This window comes from Pseudomonas sp. IT-P258 (assembly GCF_949767825.1).
In the GTDB taxonomy this organism is placed as follows: Bacteria; Pseudomonadota; Gammaproteobacteria; order Pseudomonadales; family Pseudomonadaceae; genus Aquipseudomonas; species Aquipseudomonas monachiensis.
On sequence record NZ_CATKPU010000024.1, the window covers coordinates 1 to 16,095 of the forward strand.

General features: G+C 61.0%; 12 protein-coding genes. 5 read left to right on the plus strand and 7 right to left on the minus strand.

Going from position 1 to position 16,095, the window contains the following annotated elements:
* Positions 1 to 62 precede the first annotated feature (62 nt).
* From ACM6G4_RS11240 to ACM6G4_RS11250, 3 genes are all read right to left on the minus strand, one after another.
* Positions 63 to 392 (minus strand): hypothetical protein, encoded by a 330-nt coding sequence (locus ACM6G4_RS11240; RefSeq protein WP_032829393.1) that lies wholly within the window; start codon positions 390 to 392, stop codon positions 63 to 65.
* A 523-nt stretch (positions 393 to 915) separates the two neighbouring features.
* Complete coding sequence (locus ACM6G4_RS11245) at positions 916 to 1,419, minus strand: GNAT family N-acetyltransferase (protein WP_056727858.1); 504 nt, start codon at positions 1,417 to 1,419, stop codon at positions 916 to 918.
* Positions 1,420 to 1,612: 193 nt separating this feature from the next.
* The gene (locus tag ACM6G4_RS11250; protein ID WP_414913679.1) at positions 1,613 to 3,559 is read right to left on the minus strand and encodes a DNA topoisomerase III; all 1,947 of its coding nucleotides are present in this window, start codon (positions 3,557 to 3,559) and stop codon (positions 1,613 to 1,615) included.
* Between the two features lie 255 nt (positions 3,560 to 3,814).
* Here ACM6G4_RS11250 and ACM6G4_RS11255 point away from each other — a divergent pair, with 255 nt between their 5' ends.
* The 4 genes from ACM6G4_RS11255 to ACM6G4_RS11270 all read left to right on the plus strand — a co-directional run bounded on the left by ACM6G4_RS11255 (position 3,815) and on the right by ACM6G4_RS11270 (position 8,416).
* Complete coding sequence (locus tag ACM6G4_RS11255; protein ID WP_008046975.1) at positions 3,815 to 4,183, plus strand: DUF427 domain-containing protein; 369 nt, start codon at positions 3,815 to 3,817, stop codon at positions 4,181 to 4,183.
* 178 nt (positions 4,184 to 4,361) lie between these two features.
* Positions 4,362 to 4,883: a sigma-70 family RNA polymerase sigma factor gene (locus tag ACM6G4_RS11260; RefSeq protein ID WP_414913680.1), complete on the plus strand. Its 522-nt coding sequence runs from the start codon at positions 4,362 to 4,364 to the stop codon at positions 4,881 to 4,883.
* Positions 4,880 to 5,830 carry a FecR domain-containing protein gene (locus ACM6G4_RS11265; protein WP_414913681.1) on the plus strand — a complete coding sequence of 317 codons (951 nt, stop codon included), beginning with the start codon at positions 4,880 to 4,882 and terminating at the stop codon, positions 5,828 to 5,830. The genes ACM6G4_RS11260 and ACM6G4_RS11265 overlap by 4 nt, the downstream gene beginning before the upstream one ends.
* Before the next feature lie 105 nt (positions 5,831 to 5,935).
* Complete coding sequence (locus ACM6G4_RS11270) at positions 5,936 to 8,416, plus strand: TonB-dependent siderophore receptor (protein ID WP_414913682.1); 2,481 nt, start codon at positions 5,936 to 5,938, stop codon at positions 8,414 to 8,416.
* 50 nt (positions 8,417 to 8,466) lie between these two features.
* Here the strand turns inward: ACM6G4_RS11270 and ACM6G4_RS11275 are convergent, their stop codons facing one another.
* Both ACM6G4_RS11275 and ACM6G4_RS11280 read right to left on the minus strand, forming a co-directional pair.
* Positions 8,467 to 10,089: an MFS transporter gene (locus tag ACM6G4_RS11275; RefSeq protein WP_056727853.1), complete on the minus strand. Its 1,623-nt coding sequence runs from the start codon at positions 10,087 to 10,089 to the stop codon at positions 8,467 to 8,469.
* Positions 10,090 to 10,243: 154 nt separating this feature from the next.
* On the minus strand, positions 10,244 to 11,905 hold the full coding sequence (locus ACM6G4_RS11280) for a GMC family oxidoreductase (RefSeq protein ID WP_414913683.1): 1,662 nt from the start codon (positions 11,903 to 11,905) through the stop codon (positions 10,244 to 10,246).
* Between the two features lie 132 nt (positions 11,906 to 12,037).
* Here ACM6G4_RS11280 and ACM6G4_RS11285 point away from each other — a divergent pair, with 132 nt between their 5' ends.
* Complete coding sequence (locus tag ACM6G4_RS11285; protein ID WP_056727849.1) at positions 12,038 to 12,934, plus strand: LysR family transcriptional regulator; 897 nt, start codon at positions 12,038 to 12,040, stop codon at positions 12,932 to 12,934.
* A gap of 87 nt (positions 12,935 to 13,021) precedes the next feature.
* On the opposite strand, the gene ACM6G4_RS11290 is transcribed toward ACM6G4_RS11285, so the two are convergent.
* Both ACM6G4_RS11290 and ACM6G4_RS11295 read right to left on the minus strand, forming a co-directional pair.
* Positions 13,022 to 14,119 (minus strand): DNA alkylation repair protein, encoded by a 1,098-nt coding sequence (locus ACM6G4_RS11290; protein WP_056727847.1) that lies wholly within the window; start codon positions 14,117 to 14,119, stop codon positions 13,022 to 13,024.
* Positions 14,120 to 14,193: 74 nt separating this feature from the next.
* Positions 14,194 to 16,002: a monovalent cation:proton antiporter-2 (CPA2) family protein gene (locus ACM6G4_RS11295; protein WP_056727846.1), complete on the minus strand. Its 1,809-nt coding sequence runs from the start codon at positions 16,000 to 16,002 to the stop codon at positions 14,194 to 14,196.
* Positions 16,003 to 16,095: the final 93 nt, after the last annotated feature.

Here is a 16,095-nt window from a genome sequence, read left to right on the forward strand (position 1 = left end):
AGGCCTGCTCCTTATCGGGAGCAGGCCTTGTTTATCTATAAGTCAGTAATGACTCATTTCAATTAGTAGAACCGGTCAATCACCCGAACTTCGTTCTGATTCTGCATCGAGGCCCAGGCCTGTTTCAGGGTTTGCAGAACATTACCGATGAAGTCCTTGTCGGCTGCGGCCTTCTTGCCGACATAGCCCTGGCCGCGACGGTACATCTTCAGTCGGGCCAGCAGGTTCTGGTTGTTCTGGTCGAACTCTGCTTCATGGGCGTGCGGCGACAGGCAGTCGATATGAACCTGGCCACACTTGCTGATCCAGAGAATATGGTTGTCGTGGCTGTCTTTCTTTGCAGCGAAGATACGAGCCAGTTCATCGATAGTTGGTTGATTGTTCAGATTCATCATAAAGCCCCTTGACCAATTGGTGATCTTTCAAAGTTGATTCGCTAATACAGGTAGCCCATCGGTTAGTTGATCCCTGGCACCGAAACCAGGACGTCAGCGTTCGGCCGCCTTATCGGGCGGGGTCCTGCGTCTGTTGCATGTAGTCGTGTTGAATAACTGCTACGCAATAGCGTCACAACGAAGAGAAGCGGCGAAAACCTTAAGGCCACTGCCGACGTTTTCAGGGTCGGCCACAAGCTTCATGAGGATTGCTCGCCAAGTCTTCTCGCCCTTGTACTGGACGTTCAGGCCAGGTCAGCTTCTTCAATCTGCCTTGTGGGCAGCGTGTATCCGGGAAAAACAGCTCGGCGGTCAGACGAGCTTGCTCAAACGTGTTGCCTGTACTCCCGATCGGGGAGACGTCTGCATCATGCAAGGGCAAATCGGAGGCGTCAACGGTTTTGTAGTGAATATTTTCAGTCACTACATATTGTCGGACAAAGCTGTTGGGAATTAGCAGGCGGAGTCGAAGGTGTGTCGGTCAGGACGACAGGGACGGACACTCAAAGCGGTAAAAAGTGCAGGGATAGCGGTCAACCACCTGCTGATGCAAGGTGAAACCGTCAACGTTGAGCCCCGGCATCACGGCGGCCCAGAACTGGCGTGCTGGCTGGTTCGCCTCGATGTGGAAAATCTGCCATTGACCGGGGAATTGACTCAAGAGGGTGGAAACGACAAATCGCGCGACACCCTGGCCACGGAAGCGTCGGCTGACAAACAGATAGCCGATGTTGTAGTCGGCACCGGGTAGATGGACCTGGTTATCCACGGTGACGAAGCCGGCCAGTTCACCGTCGACCTTGATCAGGAAGGGGCGGGTGGCCGGGTTTCGCCAGTAGTCGGGCATGGGCAGGATGTTGAATAAACCGTATTCGCCCAGTTTCAGCGGCAACCATTCGCTGAAGTCGTAGGTGTAGAACTGCATCAGGTTCTCGATGGTTTCCAGTTCATCGCGTTGGGCGGCGTGCAGTTCTATCGAAGGCATTCGAAGTGGCTCCTGATCGGCCAAGGGACACAACTGATTATGGCCGGCGTCGCACGATCCGTGGCGAGGGAGCTTGCTCCCGCTGGACCGGTCCGCGTTCGGGCGCAGCAGTCCCATTCACGTTGTTGGAGAGAAGGGCCGCTTTGCGGCCCAACGGGAGCAAGCTCCCTCGCCACAGGGTTCGGTGCCGGGTTCAGGTTTTGCTTGCAGGTTTTGCCCTGCGCTTGGTGTCGCTCGCTGGTTTACGCGGGGCGCCTTTTCGTTTTTTCTTCCAGGGGGCTGCAGCGGAGCCGCCGGGCGGTGGGCCGCTGATGGTCAGGCTCAGCCCGGCACAGCGACTGACCTGCTTGCTCATCCAGGCGGCCTGTTTGGTGACGAACTCTTCCAGGCTCATTTCGCCGCTTTGCACCATGTCCAGGGCCTGCTCCCAGATCGCCGTGGTACCCGGATCGGCGATGGCCCGCGGTACCGCGTCGATCAGGCTGAACGCGGCCGGCGTGGCGGCCAGGGCCTTGCCGTTCTTGACCAGGTAACCACGGTCGAGCAGGCCCTGGATGATCGACGCACGGGTCGCTTCGGTGCCGATGCCGGTGGTGTCCTTGAGCTTTTGCTTGAGCAGCGGGTCTTGCACCAGTTTGGCGACATTCTTCATGGCCTTGATCAGGTCGCCTTCCGTGAACGGCTTTGGCGGTTGCGTCCACAGGTCCTTGAATTGCACGCCGGCCACTGTGCAATCGATGCCTTCGGCCAGGTTGGGCAGTGTCTGCGGTGCCGGGGCTTCGCGCCCCTTGGCCGGAGCCAGCGCTTCGGGCAGGGCGCGTTTCCAGCCCGGCTCGATGATCTGTTTGCCGACAGCGCGCAGGGCCTCGCCGGCACAGTCGAAGTCGGCCTGGGTGCGATCGTATTCGTGATTGGGCAGGAACTGCGCCAGGTATCGCGCGCGGATCAGGGTGTAGACCGCACGCTGTTTGCCCGCCAGCTTGTCGAGATTCTTTGCCGCAGCGGTGGGGATGATGCCGTGGTGGGCGCTGACCTTGGCATCGTTCCAGGCCCGTGAGCGCCGTTGCGGATCAAGGTGATCGTGCAAGGCGTTCAGCGCTGGATCGGCCTGGCGCAGTGCCGCCAGAATGGCCGGTGCCTCGCTGTGTTGACTGATGGGCAAGTAGCCGCAATCACTGCGCGGATAGGTGATGACTTTGTGGGTTTCGTAGAGCGCCTGGGCGATGTCGAGGGTTTCCTGGGCGCCGAGGCCGAGCTTCTTCGAGCAGACTTCCTGCAGGGTGCCCAGGTCGAACGGCAGCGGGGCCACTTCGCGCATCCGTTCGGTGCGCAGCTTGATCACCCGCGCACAGGCCGCGCCGCTCATGGCGGCCGCCGCTTGTTGCGCCAATGCCTGGTTCAGGCAGCGGTCCTGATCGTCGCAAAGCTGCGACGGCGCGCGCCATTGCGCCGTGAACGTGGTGCCGTTGTGCTGTAGCTGCACGTCGATGGCCCAATAGGGGACGGGCACAAAGTCGGCAATGCTGCGATCGCGATCCACCACCAGGCGCAAGGTCGGCGTTTGCACCCGGCCGACCGGCAACACGCCTTGATAGCCAGACTGGCGCCCCAGCAGGGTGAACAGCCGGCTCATGTTCATGCCGATCAGCCAGTCGGCCCGGGAACGCCCCAGCGCCGAGTGATAGAGGCTGAAGGTCTCGCTCCCCGGTTTGAGCGCCGCGAGGGCCTTGCGAATGGACGCATCGTCCAGCGCCGACAACCAGAGGCGGCGGATCGGCCCGCGATAGCGGCAATGTTCCACCAGTTCCCGGGCGATCATCTCGCCCTCGCGGTCGGCGTCCGTGGCGATGATCAGTTCGCGGGCTTCACCGAGCAGGCGCTTGACCGCCTTGTACTGGCTAGCGGTACGCGGCTTGACGGTCATTTTCCATTTTTCGGGAATGATCGGCAGATCCGCCAGCACCCAGCGCTTGTAGCGCGCGTCGTAGGCATCCGGCGGTGCGGTTTCCAGCAGGTGGCCGATGCACCAGGTCACCGTGACGTCCGTTCCCAGCCAGCAGCCATCGCCCCGGCGCCGGGCGCCGAGGACTGCCGCGATGTCTTTGGCCTGGGAAGGTTTTTCACAGAGGTACAGCCGCATAACCACCATCGTCGATCAATGTGCCAAGGGTGCACAGAATGGCGCTTGATGGGCGATGGAGCAATCTTTATCTGTATGGATGTACAGCTTTGTGTGTCGCTCCCGTTCGGCTGCGAAGCAGTCGCGAGGGTAAAACTTGGGTTATACCTGATAAATCGTGGTTTCAGGTTTTGGGGCTGCTGCGCAGCCCATCGCGGGCCAGCCACGCTCCCACATCGATTTGCAGGTCCATCACCGTCATGAGGAACGTTTTCCATGAAAAGCTCCGGTCCTAGTCCTGTCATCACCATCGCCGAGCAGCCTGGCTGTCTGCTGGTGAGATTTCACGGTATTCAAGTGGCCGCCTCGGCGCGGGCCCTGGTGTTGCTGGAGGCCAACTACCCGCCGGTGTACTACGTGCCGCGAGAGGACATCGACGAGAAGTATTTCGCCCGCACCGACCACACCAGTTATTGCCCGTACAAAGGCGATGCCAGCTATTTCAGCCTGCAGGTACCGGGGCATGAAAGCGCCAACGCGGTGTGGAGTTACGAAGACCCCAAGGTGTCGGTGGAGCAAATCCGCGGTTACCTGGCGTTCTATCCGGATCAAGTGAAGTTCGAACTGCTTGATGCCGAAGTTTGATTGTCGTTTTCAAGCGATAAAACAATCACGATTCAACGGTTTTTCCCCTGATCGGCAAATTCCGGAATGTCCTTCCACTCACACGGACATTCTGGATTGCCCCTCCATGGCTATTGCCAATCAGCTGTTACAAATATGACAATGCGAGTAATTACCATTCGCGAATTATTCCATCGTCATGTCCGCCAACGATTTATCCCTGCGCAGCGCCGTCAACGACCTGTATTGCGACCATCACGGTTGGCTCCAGGGCTGGCTGCGCAAGCGTCTGGGGAACGCGTTCGATGCCGCGGACCTGGCGCAGGACACCTTTGTCCGGGTAATCAAGGCACGCAGTGCGCTGGAGATCCGAGAGCCGCGACCTTATCTGTCGATGATCGCCAAGGGCCTGTTGATTGATCTGTTTCGCCGCCGCTCGCTGGAGCAATCCTATCTTGACGCGTTGGCCGCCACTCCCGAACAGGAACAGCCGTCGCTGGAGGAGCAGGCGATCATGTTGCAAGCACTGATGGAGATTGATCGGTTGCTGCAAGGACTGGGGCCGAAGATCAAGCAGAGTTTCATCCTCTCGCAGTTCGATGGCCTGACCTACCCACAGATCGCCGAGCGGCTGGGCGTCAGCGTGCGTACGGTAAACAACCACATGGCCAAGGCCATGGAGCATTGCTGTCTGATGCAAATCCGGTTGCAACTCGGATGAGCCTGTCGCCCGCCGAACTCAAAGCGATCAGCAGCGCCGCGCAGTGGTATGCGCGGCTTCACTCCGGCGTTGCGACGGATGCCGATCAGGTGGCCTGGCGCGCCTGGCTGGCGGCTGATCCAGGGCATCACCAGGCCTGGCAGCGCATGACCGACGTCGGTGAGCAAATGGCTCGGGTTCCGGGGGCACTGGCTGCGCCGGCCTTGCGCGCAGCTGATCAATCCCGTCGCCAGGTGCTGCGCAGCGTGTTGGTGCTGGCGTCGGCGGGTTCCCTCGGGTGGTTGGGCTGGCGCAGTGAAGTAACCCGGGACCTGTTCGCCGACTACCGCACGGCAGTCGGCGAGCGTCGGGAATTTCGCCTGGCCGATGGCAGTTCGCTGCTGCTCAACACCGAGACGTCGGTCAACCTGCGATTCGATGGCCGGCAGCGGGTGCTGGAGTTACTGGCGGGGGAAATTTTCGTTTCGACCGCCGTCGACCCTGCGCAGCGACCGTTCAAGGTGGTCACTCGAGATGGCGAGGTCCGGGCGTTGGGCACGCGGTTTATCGTCCGCTCCCAGGCCCGCGGCAGCGAAGTGGCGGTGCTGGAAAAGGCCGTGGAGGTGAGCGTAGCGCTGTCGCAGTCGCGGCTGGAGGCCGGTCAACGCATGGCCTTTGGTCCCGCCGGGTTGGGTGTAGTGCAATCGAGCGATGCCTCGGTCGGGGCGTGGCGCCAGGGCAGCATTATCGCGATCAACCGCCCCTTGGCCGAGTTGCTGGCTGATCTTTCGCGCTATCGCAGGGGTGTTTTGCGCTGCGATTCGAACATCGCCGATCTGAAGGTATCCGGTGCTTTTCCGATTGACGACACGGACCAGGCGCTGGCCGCGCTGGAGAGTGGCTTGTCGTTGCGTGTCACCCGGTACAGCCGCTATTGGGTCCATGTTTCCGGCGGTGCCAAGAGCTGATCCGTGACGCCGATAAAAATAATTTCTGCTCCATTGCACTATTCGTGCGCATCGTTCGGCTCATCCCTCAATGGGTTTTTATTGATCGTTTGGGGGAGGGTAAGCATGTCTCGGGTGTACCAGCCAGGTCGTCTGGCGACCGCAGTGAAGTTCGGATTGTTGGCGGTTACGACAACCGGTTTATGGTCTGCTGCAACGTACGCCGCGCCGGTGTCGGCGCAACAACAACGTTCGGTGCAATCCTTCGATATCGCGGGCGGCAGCCTGACTGAAGTCCTCAGTCGCTTTGCCAGCGCGGCAGGCGCGGCCATTTCGTTCGATGCGCGGCAGACCGAGGGTTTCAGTTCGCCCGGGCTCAAAGGCTTTTTCGGCGTCAGTGAAGGCTTCGTACGAATACTCAGTGGTAGCGGCCTGCAAGCCGAACCGCAGGGCAACGGTACTTACATCCTGCGGGCGGCGCCTGTGTCCGGTTCGGCGCTGGAGTTGGGCGCCACCAACATCAATGGGCAGGAACTGGGCGCGACGACCGAGAACAGCGGGTCTTACACCACCGGGGCGATCACCATCGGCAAAGGCGAACATTCCCTGCGGGAAACACCGCAATCGGTGACGGTGATGACCCGCAAGATGCTTGATGACCAGAACCTCAACACTATCGATCAAGTGATGGAGAAGACCCCGGGCATCACCGTCTACGACTCGACCATGGGCGGCAAATACTTTTATTCGCGCGGTTTTCGAATGTCCGGCCAGTACCAGTACGACGGCGTGCCATTGGACATGGGCAACCTCTACGTCCAGGCCGACAGTTTCAGCTCAGACATGGCGTATTACGACCGGGTAGAAATCCTGCGCGGTGCCGCCGGCATGATGAAAGGTGCGGGCGGCACGGCGGGCGGGGTGAACTTCGTGCGCAAACGCGGGCAAGCGATACCTCACACCGAGATCACCTTGTCGGGCGGCAGTTACGACAACTATCGCGCACAGGTCGACACCGGGGGCCCGCTGAACGATTCCGGCACCATTCGCGGCCGCGCCGTGATTGCTGAGCAGAGCCGGCATTATTTTGTCGACGATGCCAGTCGCAAGGACCAGGTGTATTACGGCGCGCTCGATGTCGATCTGAGTCCTGACACCACACTTGGGGTGGGCCTGGCGTACGAAGATGTCGACGCCAATCCATGCTGGGGCGGGTTGCCGCGCTACAAGGATGGCAGTGACCTCAAGCTCAGTCGCTCAACCTGCCTCGATCCGTCGTGGAACACCTGGCGCAGTAAACGCACCACGGTCTTCAGCGACATCAGGCACCAGATCAACGAAGACTGGGCATTGAAAGTCGCCAGCGTTTACACAACAAACACCCAGGACATCAAATATGCGTTCGCCTCCGGGGCGGTCACGCCTGGCATGGATACCACCGGTGTGCTGGGCAGCATGTACGACTACGATCAAGTCGACTACGGCATCGATGCCTACGTCGATGGCAAGTTCGATGGGTTCGGCCTGCAACACGAGCTGGTGGTGGGCTTCAATGCCAGTCGTTCGAACAAGAACGACTTCTACTCGGTGGCGTTTCTGCCGCAACGGCAAAATGTGTTCAATCCCGACAAGCATATCCCGGAGCCGGACGACAGTTTCTTCATCGACAACTCGTCCCGTGGCGGTCCGGTCGATAGCGTGACCAAACAGAGGGGCGCTTACTCGACTTTGCGCCTGAAACTGGCGGAACCGTTGACCTTCGTCGTTGGCAGCCGCGTTAGCTGGTACAGCTCCGATACCGATTCGGTGTTCATCAGGTCGGGTACCTCCGAGCACGCCAGCACCAGGGAAACGGGGCAGGTCACACCTTTTGCCGGGCTGTTGCTGGACCTCAATGAAAACCTCACGGCCTATACCAGCTATGCGGAAATCTTCACGCCCCAGGGTAACTTGCGGGCCGAAGACGGCTCTGCCCTCAAGCCTCTGGTGGGCCAGAGCTATGAACTGGGGATCAAAGGGGCGTGGTTCGACGGTCGCCTGAACAGCTCTTTCAATCTGTTTCGCACGATCCAGAAAGACCAGGCGCAAACCGACTACAACTCTTCCTGCCCATCCTCTGACGGCTATTGCTATGTCAATGCCGGCAAGGTCCGGGCCCAGGGCTTCGAGGCGCAAATCAGCGGTGAAGTCATTGAGCGATTGCAATTGCTGGCGGGTTACACCTACACCCAGACCAAGACCCTGGATGACATCGACACAAGCCTGAACGGCGCTGCGTTCAACAGCTATGTGCCTCGGCACGTATTGCGCATGTGGGGCGACTACGCCCTGAGCGGGTCTCTTGAGCGGTTCAGCATCGGTGCCGGTGTCAATGCCCAGAGCGATAACTTCAGGGTGTCACCGGTCAGCTCAGAGAAGATCAGCCAGTCGGGTTATGCCGTCTGGAACGCTCGCATAGGCTACCGCATCGATGACACCTGGTCGGTCGCGCTCAACGGCAACAACCTGTTCGACAAGCGTTACTACACCACCATCGGTACCGAGACGTTTGGCAATTACTACGGTGATCCACGCAACTTCATGGTGTCGGTCAGGGCCGGTTTCTGACGCTGCACAATCCCTGCAGGAGCGAGCAGGCTCGCTCCTGCAATGTCAGGTCAGTTTTTATCGAGATCGACGTTGCGCGTCTCACGCAGACAAATCATCCCCACCACCAGGCTCACCCCGGTGATCACCACCGGGTACCACAGCCCGTAGAAGATGTCCCCGGTGTACACCACCAATGCGAACGACACGGTCGGCAGGAAGCCGCCGAACCAGCCGTTGCCGATGTGGTAGGGCAGGGACATCGAGGTGTAGCGGATGCGGGTCGGGAACAGTTCGACCATCAACGCCGCCAGCGGGCCGTAGCACATCGCGGAGATGATGATCAGTGCGACGATCAGCGCCACGATCATCGGTTTGTTGATCTGCTGCATGTCCGCCTGTTGCGGGTAGCCGGCGAGGGTCACGGCACCGCGCAGGGCGGCTTCGTCGAACCCGTCGATCTTCACGTCACCGACGCTCACCTGCACGCCACTGCCGGCCGGGGCCGCTGCGCTCTGGTACGGCAGGCCCTGCTTGACCAGGAAGGTCTTGACCTTGTCGCACGGGCTGTCGAATTTCGCCTTGCCCACCGGGTCGAACTGGAAGGTGCAGGTGGCGGGGTCGGCCATCACGGTGATCGGTGCCTGGCGGCTGGCCTGGTCGATGGCCGGGTTGGCGTAGTGGGCCAGGGTCTTGAAGATCGGGAAGTACAGCGCGGTGGCCAGCAGCAGGCCGATCATCAGCACCGGTTTACGCCCGACCTTGTCCGACAGCCAGCCAAAGAAGATGAAAAACGGGGCACCGATGGTCACGCTGACAATCAGCAGACCGTTGGCCACCGCCGGGTCCATTTTCAGGAACTGGGTGAGGAAGAACAGCACATAGAATTGCGCGGCGTAGAAGGTCACCGCTTGCCCGGCATTGATGCTGAACAGGGCGATCAACACCACCTTGAGGTTTTCCCATTTGCCGAAGGAGTCGCGAATCGGCTGTTTGCAAAGCTTGCCTTCTTCTTTCATTTTCACGAAGGCCGGCGACTCATGCAGGCTCATGCGAATCCAGGTCGAGATGCCCAGCAGCACGATGGAAAACAGGAACGGAATGCGCCAGCCCCAGACTTCGAACTGATCGCCGGTGAAGTAGCGGCAACCCAGCACCACCAGCAGCGACAGCAGCAGGCCGAGGGTCGCGGTGGACTGAATCCAGCTGGTGTGGAAGCCACGCTTGCCGATGGGCGCGTGCTCGGCGACATAGGTCGCGGCGCCACCGTATTCACCGCCCAGGGCCAGGCCCTGGAGCATGCGCAGCACCACCAGGATGATCGGCGCCGCGATGCCGATGCTGGCGTAGGTTGGCAGCAGCCCGACGCAGAACGTCGCCAGGCCCATGAGGACGATGGTGGCGAGGAAGGTGTACTTGCGCCCGATCATGTCCCCCAACCGCCCGAACACCAGCGCGCCGAACGGCCGGACGATGAAGCCGGCGGCGAAGGCCATCAACGCAAAGATAAACGCCGTGGTGTCGTTGACCCCGGCGAAAAACTGTTTGCTGATGACCGCCGCGAGGGCGCCATAGAGGAAAAAGTCGTACCACTCGAAGACCGTCCCCAAGGACGAGGCGAAGATGACTTTCTGGGTTTCCTGGCTGGTGCCCGCGCTGCGCACGGCCTCCAGGGTTTGAACGTTCTCTGACATACCGGTATCCCTCACAGTGATTGTTTTTGTTGTTCCACTGGTGTTGCGTGTTCCTTGCAGGGGTGATGCTCGATGTCCGTGAATCTAATGCGGTCCTTGTGGGAGCGGGCTTGCTCCGGGCGGCGTTCCGACGAAAGCGTCGTGCCATTCAACATCAATGTGAATGATCCACCGCCTTCGCGAGCAAGCCCGCTCCCACAGGTGATGTGTTTACAGAAGGGTTGAGGATCATCTGCGCAGCCTTCTCGGCAATCATCAACGTCGGCGAGCAGGTGTTGCCCGAGGTGATGCGCGGCATGATCGAGGCATCGGCAATGCGCAGGCCGGGGATGCCATGGACCTTGAGTTGCGCATCGACCACGGCGTCGGCGTCATTGCCCATGCGGCAGGTGCCCACCGGGTGGAAAATCGTGGTGCCGATCCGCGCGGCGGCTTCGTGCAGTTGTTCCTCGCTTTGCAGGCTGTCGCCGGGCAGGTATTCCACCGGGTTGAAGGCGCGCAGGGCCGGGGCGGCGACGATGCGCCGGGTCAGGCGAATGGCGTCGGCGGCGACCCGCAGGTCTTCCGGGTGGCTGAGGTAGTTGGGTTGAATCAGCGGGGCTTCTTGCGGGTCGGCGGAGCGGATGTCCACCCGGCCACGGCTTTGCGGACGCAGATCGCAGACCGATGCGGTGAACGCCGGGAAGGCATGCAGCGGTTCGCCAAAGCGCTCCAGCGAAAGCGGTTGCACGTGGTATTCGAGGTTGGCTGACGTCTGCTCCGGCCCCGAGCGGGCAAAGGCGCCCAATTGGCTCGGCGCCATGGACAGCGGGCCGCTGCGGTCATACAGGTAGCGCAGGCCCATGCCCATCTTGCCCCACAGGCTGCCGGCAATCTGGTTCAGGGTGCGGGCATTTTCCAGCTTGTAGATCAGCCGTAGTTGCAGGTGATCCTGCAGGTTGCCACCAACGCCGGGTAGTTCATGGGCGACGCCGATTCCCAGCCGTTCCAGCAGCGGGCGCGGGCCGATGCCGGAGCGTTGCAGGATGCTGGGCGAGCCGACGGAGCCGGCACACAGGACGATCTCCTTGCGCGCCTTGAAGGTTCTCGCCTGGCCTTGCCAGCGTGCGCTGACCGCTGAGGCGCGGCCGTTGTCCAGCAGCACGCGGTCGACTTCGACACCGGTCAGTACGGTGAGATTGGGGCGCTGGCGAATGGGTTTGAGAAAGGCCTTGGACGCGTTCCAGCGGATGCCGGCCTTCTGGTTGACCTGGAAATAGCCGCAACCTTCGTTGTCGCCCTGGTTGAAGTCATCGATGCTGGCGATGCCGCTTTGCTCGGCGGCGCTGCGAAACGCATCGAGAATCGGCCAGGACAGGCGCTGGCGTTCGACCCGCCATTCGCCCGCGGCGCCGTGAAATTCGGCGGCGCCGGCAAAGTGATTTTCACTCCGCTTGAACAGCGGCAACACGTCTTGCCAGCTCCAGCCAGGATTGCCGTCGGCGGCCCAGCGGTCGTAGTCGCCGGCCTGGCCGCGCATGTAGATCATGCCGTTGATCGAGGAGCAGCCGCCCAGCACCTTGCCGCGCGGGTAGCTCAGGGCGCGGCCTTGCAGGCCCGGTTGCGCTTCGGTCTTGAAGCACCAGTCGGTGCGCGGGTTGCCGATGCAGAACAGGTAGCCCACGGGGATGTGAATCCACGCATAGTTGTCGCGGCCGCCGGCCTCGAGCAGCAACACGCGATGCTGCGCATCAGCCGACAGTCGATTGGCCAGCAGACACCCGGCCGGCCCGGCCCCGACCACGATGTAATCGTATTCATCCAGGGGAGTCTGCATCCCTGACCTCGTGTTGTTGTTCTTGTTGTCTGTCATCCTAGTTGTTAGCTTTCGTCAAAAGAATGTTAGTTTTTGCGCAGCCGCTGTGCGTTTTTAAACAGCGTTCCGAACGGCAACGAACAAGGACGCTTCATGTTCGACTGGAATGACCTGCGTTTTTTTCTCGAATTGCAGCGCAGCGGGCGTTTGCTCACGGCTGCCCGTCGCCTGAACACCACCCACGCCACCGTGGCGCGGCATATCGAGGCCATCGAAAAAAGCCTCGGTACGGCGTTGTTCGTCCAGCATGCCCAGGGTTACGAGATGACCCCGGCGGGCGAGGCGTTGCTTAAACACGCCGAGGCGATGGAGAACGTGGCGCTGCTGGCCCAGGAGGAAATCACCCAGTCCACCGCGCCGTTGGGCAAGATCCGCGTCGGGGTAACGGAAGGGCTGGGCATCATGTTCCTGGCCAGTCGCATGAACGGTTTGTTCGAGCGCTATCCGGGGCTGGAGGTGGAGTTGGTGGCGGTGCCGCGTTTTGTCAGCATCCTCAACCGCGAGGCGGAAATCAGCATCCACCTCGAACGCCCGGCCGCCGACATGCTGGTCACCCGTAAACTCACCGATTATCGCCTGGCGCTCTATGCCAGCCAGGACTACCTCGACCGTTCACCACCGTTGCGCACTCGTGAGGATCTGGGGCGCCATGCGTGGATCGGCTATGTCGACGACCTGCTGTTCAGCCAGGAATTGATGTTCCTTAACAGCTTCTGTCGCAACCCGCGGGTGGTGTTTCACAGCACCAGCGTGATCGCCCAACAGCAGGCAGCGCGCTCAGGCCTGGGGATTGCCGTGCTGCCGTGCTACATGGCCAGTGCCGATCCCGGTCTGGTGCCATTGTTGCCGGACGAAAGCATCCAGCGCAGCTACTGGATCAGCACCCGCCGGGAGCTGCATAAATCGGTGCGGTTGCGGGTGTTGTGGGATTATGTGGTGGAGTTGTGTGAGCGGGAGCAACCCCTGTTGTTCGGCGAAAATCCCCCGTAGGAGCTGCCGCAGGCTGCGATTTTTTGACCTTGAAACATCAGAATCAAAAGATCGCAGCCTGCGGCAGCTCCTACGGTCGGCGGTGTTTCAAGGCGTGATTTCGAACGCCGTGCTGGCCAGCCGTTCACCATTCACCATGATGTGTACGGTGTGAACGCCCGCATAATGCCGGCGGGTGGTGAGTTCCTTGATCTGCTGGCCACGGCTGACGGCTTCGACGGCGTTACCAGGCAGCGTCAGCGCCTTGAGCTTGAACACCTTCGCCGAAGTGCTGCCGTTGGCCTTGACGTAATCGATGGCGTAGTCGATCACCAGGCGTTGACTGTTTTCTACCGTGGATTTGACGGCAAACGACAATGTGATCTTTTCTCCCAGGCCAATCACCGGCGGTTCGACTTTCACATCAACGATCTCGACCTCAGGTTTGCCGCCCGCGCCGATGATCGCCAGTGCCCGCCGGTTGCCTTGTTTGATCAGGCTGCGCAGGGCGTGTTTGGCGATCCATGCGGTGTGCCGGTTGTCCAGCGACCAGCCTTCGATCAGGTCCAGCACCCAGTCGGGATGATCCTTGGTGATGTCGTTGAGGTGGTTGGCCACGGATTTGCGCACGTACAGGCTGGTGTCGGCCTTGAGGTTGTCGAGGATGTTCGCGGCCAGTGTCGGATCGGCCTGGATGGTCTCCAGCCGGAATGACCAGGGCAGGCGTGGCCGGCATCCTTCGCTGGCCAGGCGCCGCACATGCTCGTTGTCGTCCAGCGACCAGGCATGCATCAGCTTGAGCGAACGCTCGAGGTCACGGCGCAGAAAGTGACGGATTGCGAACTCCGAAGAGCCAAAAGCGGTGAAGTACTTCAGCGCGTCCATCGACTGCTCGAACGCATGGGCGCCGTAGCTGGCGACGTAGTGCGGCAGGCACATGCTGACGAAGCCGCTGTTCAGGCGCGGTGCGAGGGCGCGCAGCACCTGCAGCGATGCCTCGTAGTCCAGGGGCAGTACGGTGTGCAGGCTCTCGCTGACCCGGGCCATGCGCTGCATGACGCTGAGATCCGCCAGGCCGGACCGGGCCAGCTTCAGGAAACGTGCGGCCTCGAATGATGGATAGACCGCGGTCATTTCACTGGCGATGTGCTGGAGGCGCTCGGTGTTGAAGATTTCCTTGAGGGCGGGGGCAGGTTGGTCAGTCATGGTGGTCCCTTTGAAGTTGTGGTTATTCCATCACACCGCGTTATCGTTCCGACGAAGAGGCCCGAATAGTCACCTCAATTCTTGCCCGCTTGCTCCTGCAGTTGATCCGACTCGAACAACCTGGCCAGTTCGACCCGCGCTTCCTGCGCCGTCTGCATCACTTTCACCGCGTCGTCATACACCGCATGCTGGGCTTCAAGCACCTCTTCGTCGTGCTGCTTGAAGCGTTTGATCCGCGCATCCGCCTGGGCCTGGGTCAGCCCCAGGCCGATCAGGGTTTGCCGGCTCATTTCCAGGCTCGAATAAAAGGTTTCGCGCACGGCGTGGGCGCCGACGTCCATCAGCCGGTGTACATGCTGGCGGTTACGGGCCCGGGCGATGATTTTCATGTGCGGGTAGAGCTTGCGCACCAGTTCCGCGGTCTTGATGTTGGTGTCCGGGTCATCGGTGGCGATCACGAAATACTCCGCTTCCCCGACCTTGGCCGCGTTGAGGATTTCCGGGCGCATCGGGTCGCCGTAGAACACTGGCACGCCACCAAAGCTGCGGGACAGTTCGATGGTTTCCACCGAGGTGTCGAGGGCCACGAACTTGATGTTCTGTGCGCGCAGAATCCGCGCAACGATCTGGCCCATGCGACCCATGCCGGCGATCACCACCCGTGGCGCGTCGGCGTCGATTTCGCGGAACTTCTCCGGCACTTCCACCGGTTGCACCTTCGGGCTGACCAAGCGTGCGCAAAGTAGCAGCAACAGCGGCGTCACGGCCATGGACAGGGTGATGGTCAGCACCAGCAAGTCATACAGTCCGGTGGCGAACAGCCCGTGGTCGCGACCGATCTTGAACACCACAAAGGCAAATTCACCACCGGCCGCCAACACGATGCCCAAGCGGATCGCACTGACCTTTTTCAAGCCTCCGGCCAGGCGACCGACCAGGAACAGCAGCGGCAGTTTGATCGCGATCAGCAGCAGGGTCAGGCCCAGCACCGCCACCGGCATGCTCAGCAACAGGCTCAGGTTTGCGCCCATGCCGACGCTGATGAAAAACAGCCCCAGCAACAGGCCCTTGAACGGTTCGATCTGGGCTTCCAGTTCATGGCGATACTCGGAGTCCGCCAGCAGCAGGCCGGCGAGGAAGGCGCCCAGGGCCATGGAAATGCCGACCAGCTCCATCAGCCATGCCGTGCCGATCACCACCAGCAACGCCGTGGCGGTGGAGACTTCAGGCAATGCGGTCTTGGTCACCACGCGAAACACCGGCCGCAGCAGATATCGCCCGCCGATCACCACCACGGCGATGCTGGCCAGCACTTGCAGGCCGTGGTTCAGGTTTTCGCTGGCGCTGGTGCTGTGATCGCCACCGGCAAGCAACGGCACCATGGCGATCAAGGGGATGGCGGCGATGTCCTGAAACAACAGGATCGCGAACGCCAGCCGCCCGTGGGGGCTGGTCAGTTCCTTGCGTTCAGCCAGGCTTTGCAGGCCGAACGCCGTGGACGATAGCGCCAGGCCCAGGCCCAGGACGATCGCGGTGTTCAACGGCTGGCCAAACAGCCACAGCGCCACCACGCCAATCACCGTGCCGGTGAGCAACACTTGCGCCAGACCCACGCCGAACACTGACTTGCGCATCACCCACAGGCGTCGCGGCGACAGTTCCAGGCCGATGATGAACAGCAGCAACACCACGCCGAGTTCGGAAATGTTCGCGACGCTTTGCGGATTGTCGATCAGGCCCAGCACCGACGGGCCGATGATCACCCCGGCAAACAGATAGCCCAGAACCGCCCCCAGTTGCAGGCGCTTGGCCAAGGGAACGATGAGCACGGCCGCCATCAGAAACACGACAGCGGCTTGTAGCAGGTTGCCTTCATGGGGCATGAGAAAACTCCAGGACTCGGTACTGCGGGGGTGACAAGAATAAAGGCTGAGCCCTTCGGCGTCAGCAAAACGCTCGGGCTTAGATGTTACAAT

Excerpts from the sequence above, each read along its gene's own strand:
- ACM6G4_RS11280 (WP_414913683.1), bottom strand. The coding sequence starts at position 11,905 with ATGCAGACTCCCCTGGATGAATACGATTACATCGTGGTCGGGGCCGGG.
- ACM6G4_RS11270 (WP_414913682.1), top strand. The coding sequence starts at position 5,936 with ATGTCTCGGGTGTACCAGCCAGGTCGTCTGGCGACCGCAGTGAAGTTC.
- ACM6G4_RS11255 (WP_008046975.1), top strand. The coding sequence starts at position 3,815 with ATGAAAAGCTCCGGTCCTAGTCCTGTCATCACCATCGCCGAGCAGCCT.
- ACM6G4_RS11260 (WP_414913680.1), top strand. The coding sequence starts at position 4,362 with ATGTCCGCCAACGATTTATCCCTGCGCAGCGCCGTCAACGACCTGTAT.
- ACM6G4_RS11250 (WP_414913679.1), bottom strand. The coding sequence starts at position 3,559 with ATGCGGCTGTACCTCTGTGAAAAACCTTCCCAGGCCAAAGACATCGCG.
- ACM6G4_RS11265 (WP_414913681.1), top strand. The coding sequence starts at position 4,880 with ATGAGCCTGTCGCCCGCCGAACTCAAAGCGATCAGCAGCGCCGCGCAG.
- ACM6G4_RS11285 (WP_056727849.1), top strand. The coding sequence starts at position 12,038 with ATGTTCGACTGGAATGACCTGCGTTTTTTTCTCGAATTGCAGCGCAGC.
- ACM6G4_RS11245 (WP_056727858.1), bottom strand. The coding sequence starts at position 1,419 with ATGCCTTCGATAGAACTGCACGCCGCCCAACGCGATGAACTGGAAACC.
- ACM6G4_RS11240 (WP_032829393.1), bottom strand. The coding sequence starts at position 392 with ATGAATCTGAACAATCAACCAACTATCGATGAACTGGCTCGTATCTTC.
- ACM6G4_RS11290 (WP_056727847.1), bottom strand. The coding sequence starts at position 14,119 with ATGACTGACCAACCTGCCCCCGCCCTCAAGGAAATCTTCAACACCGAG.
- ACM6G4_RS11275 (WP_056727853.1), bottom strand. The coding sequence starts at position 10,089 with ATGTCAGAGAACGTTCAAACCCTGGAGGCCGTGCGCAGCGCGGGCACC.
- ACM6G4_RS11295 (WP_056727846.1), bottom strand. The coding sequence starts at position 16,002 with ATGCCCCATGAAGGCAACCTGCTACAAGCCGCTGTCGTGTTTCTGATG.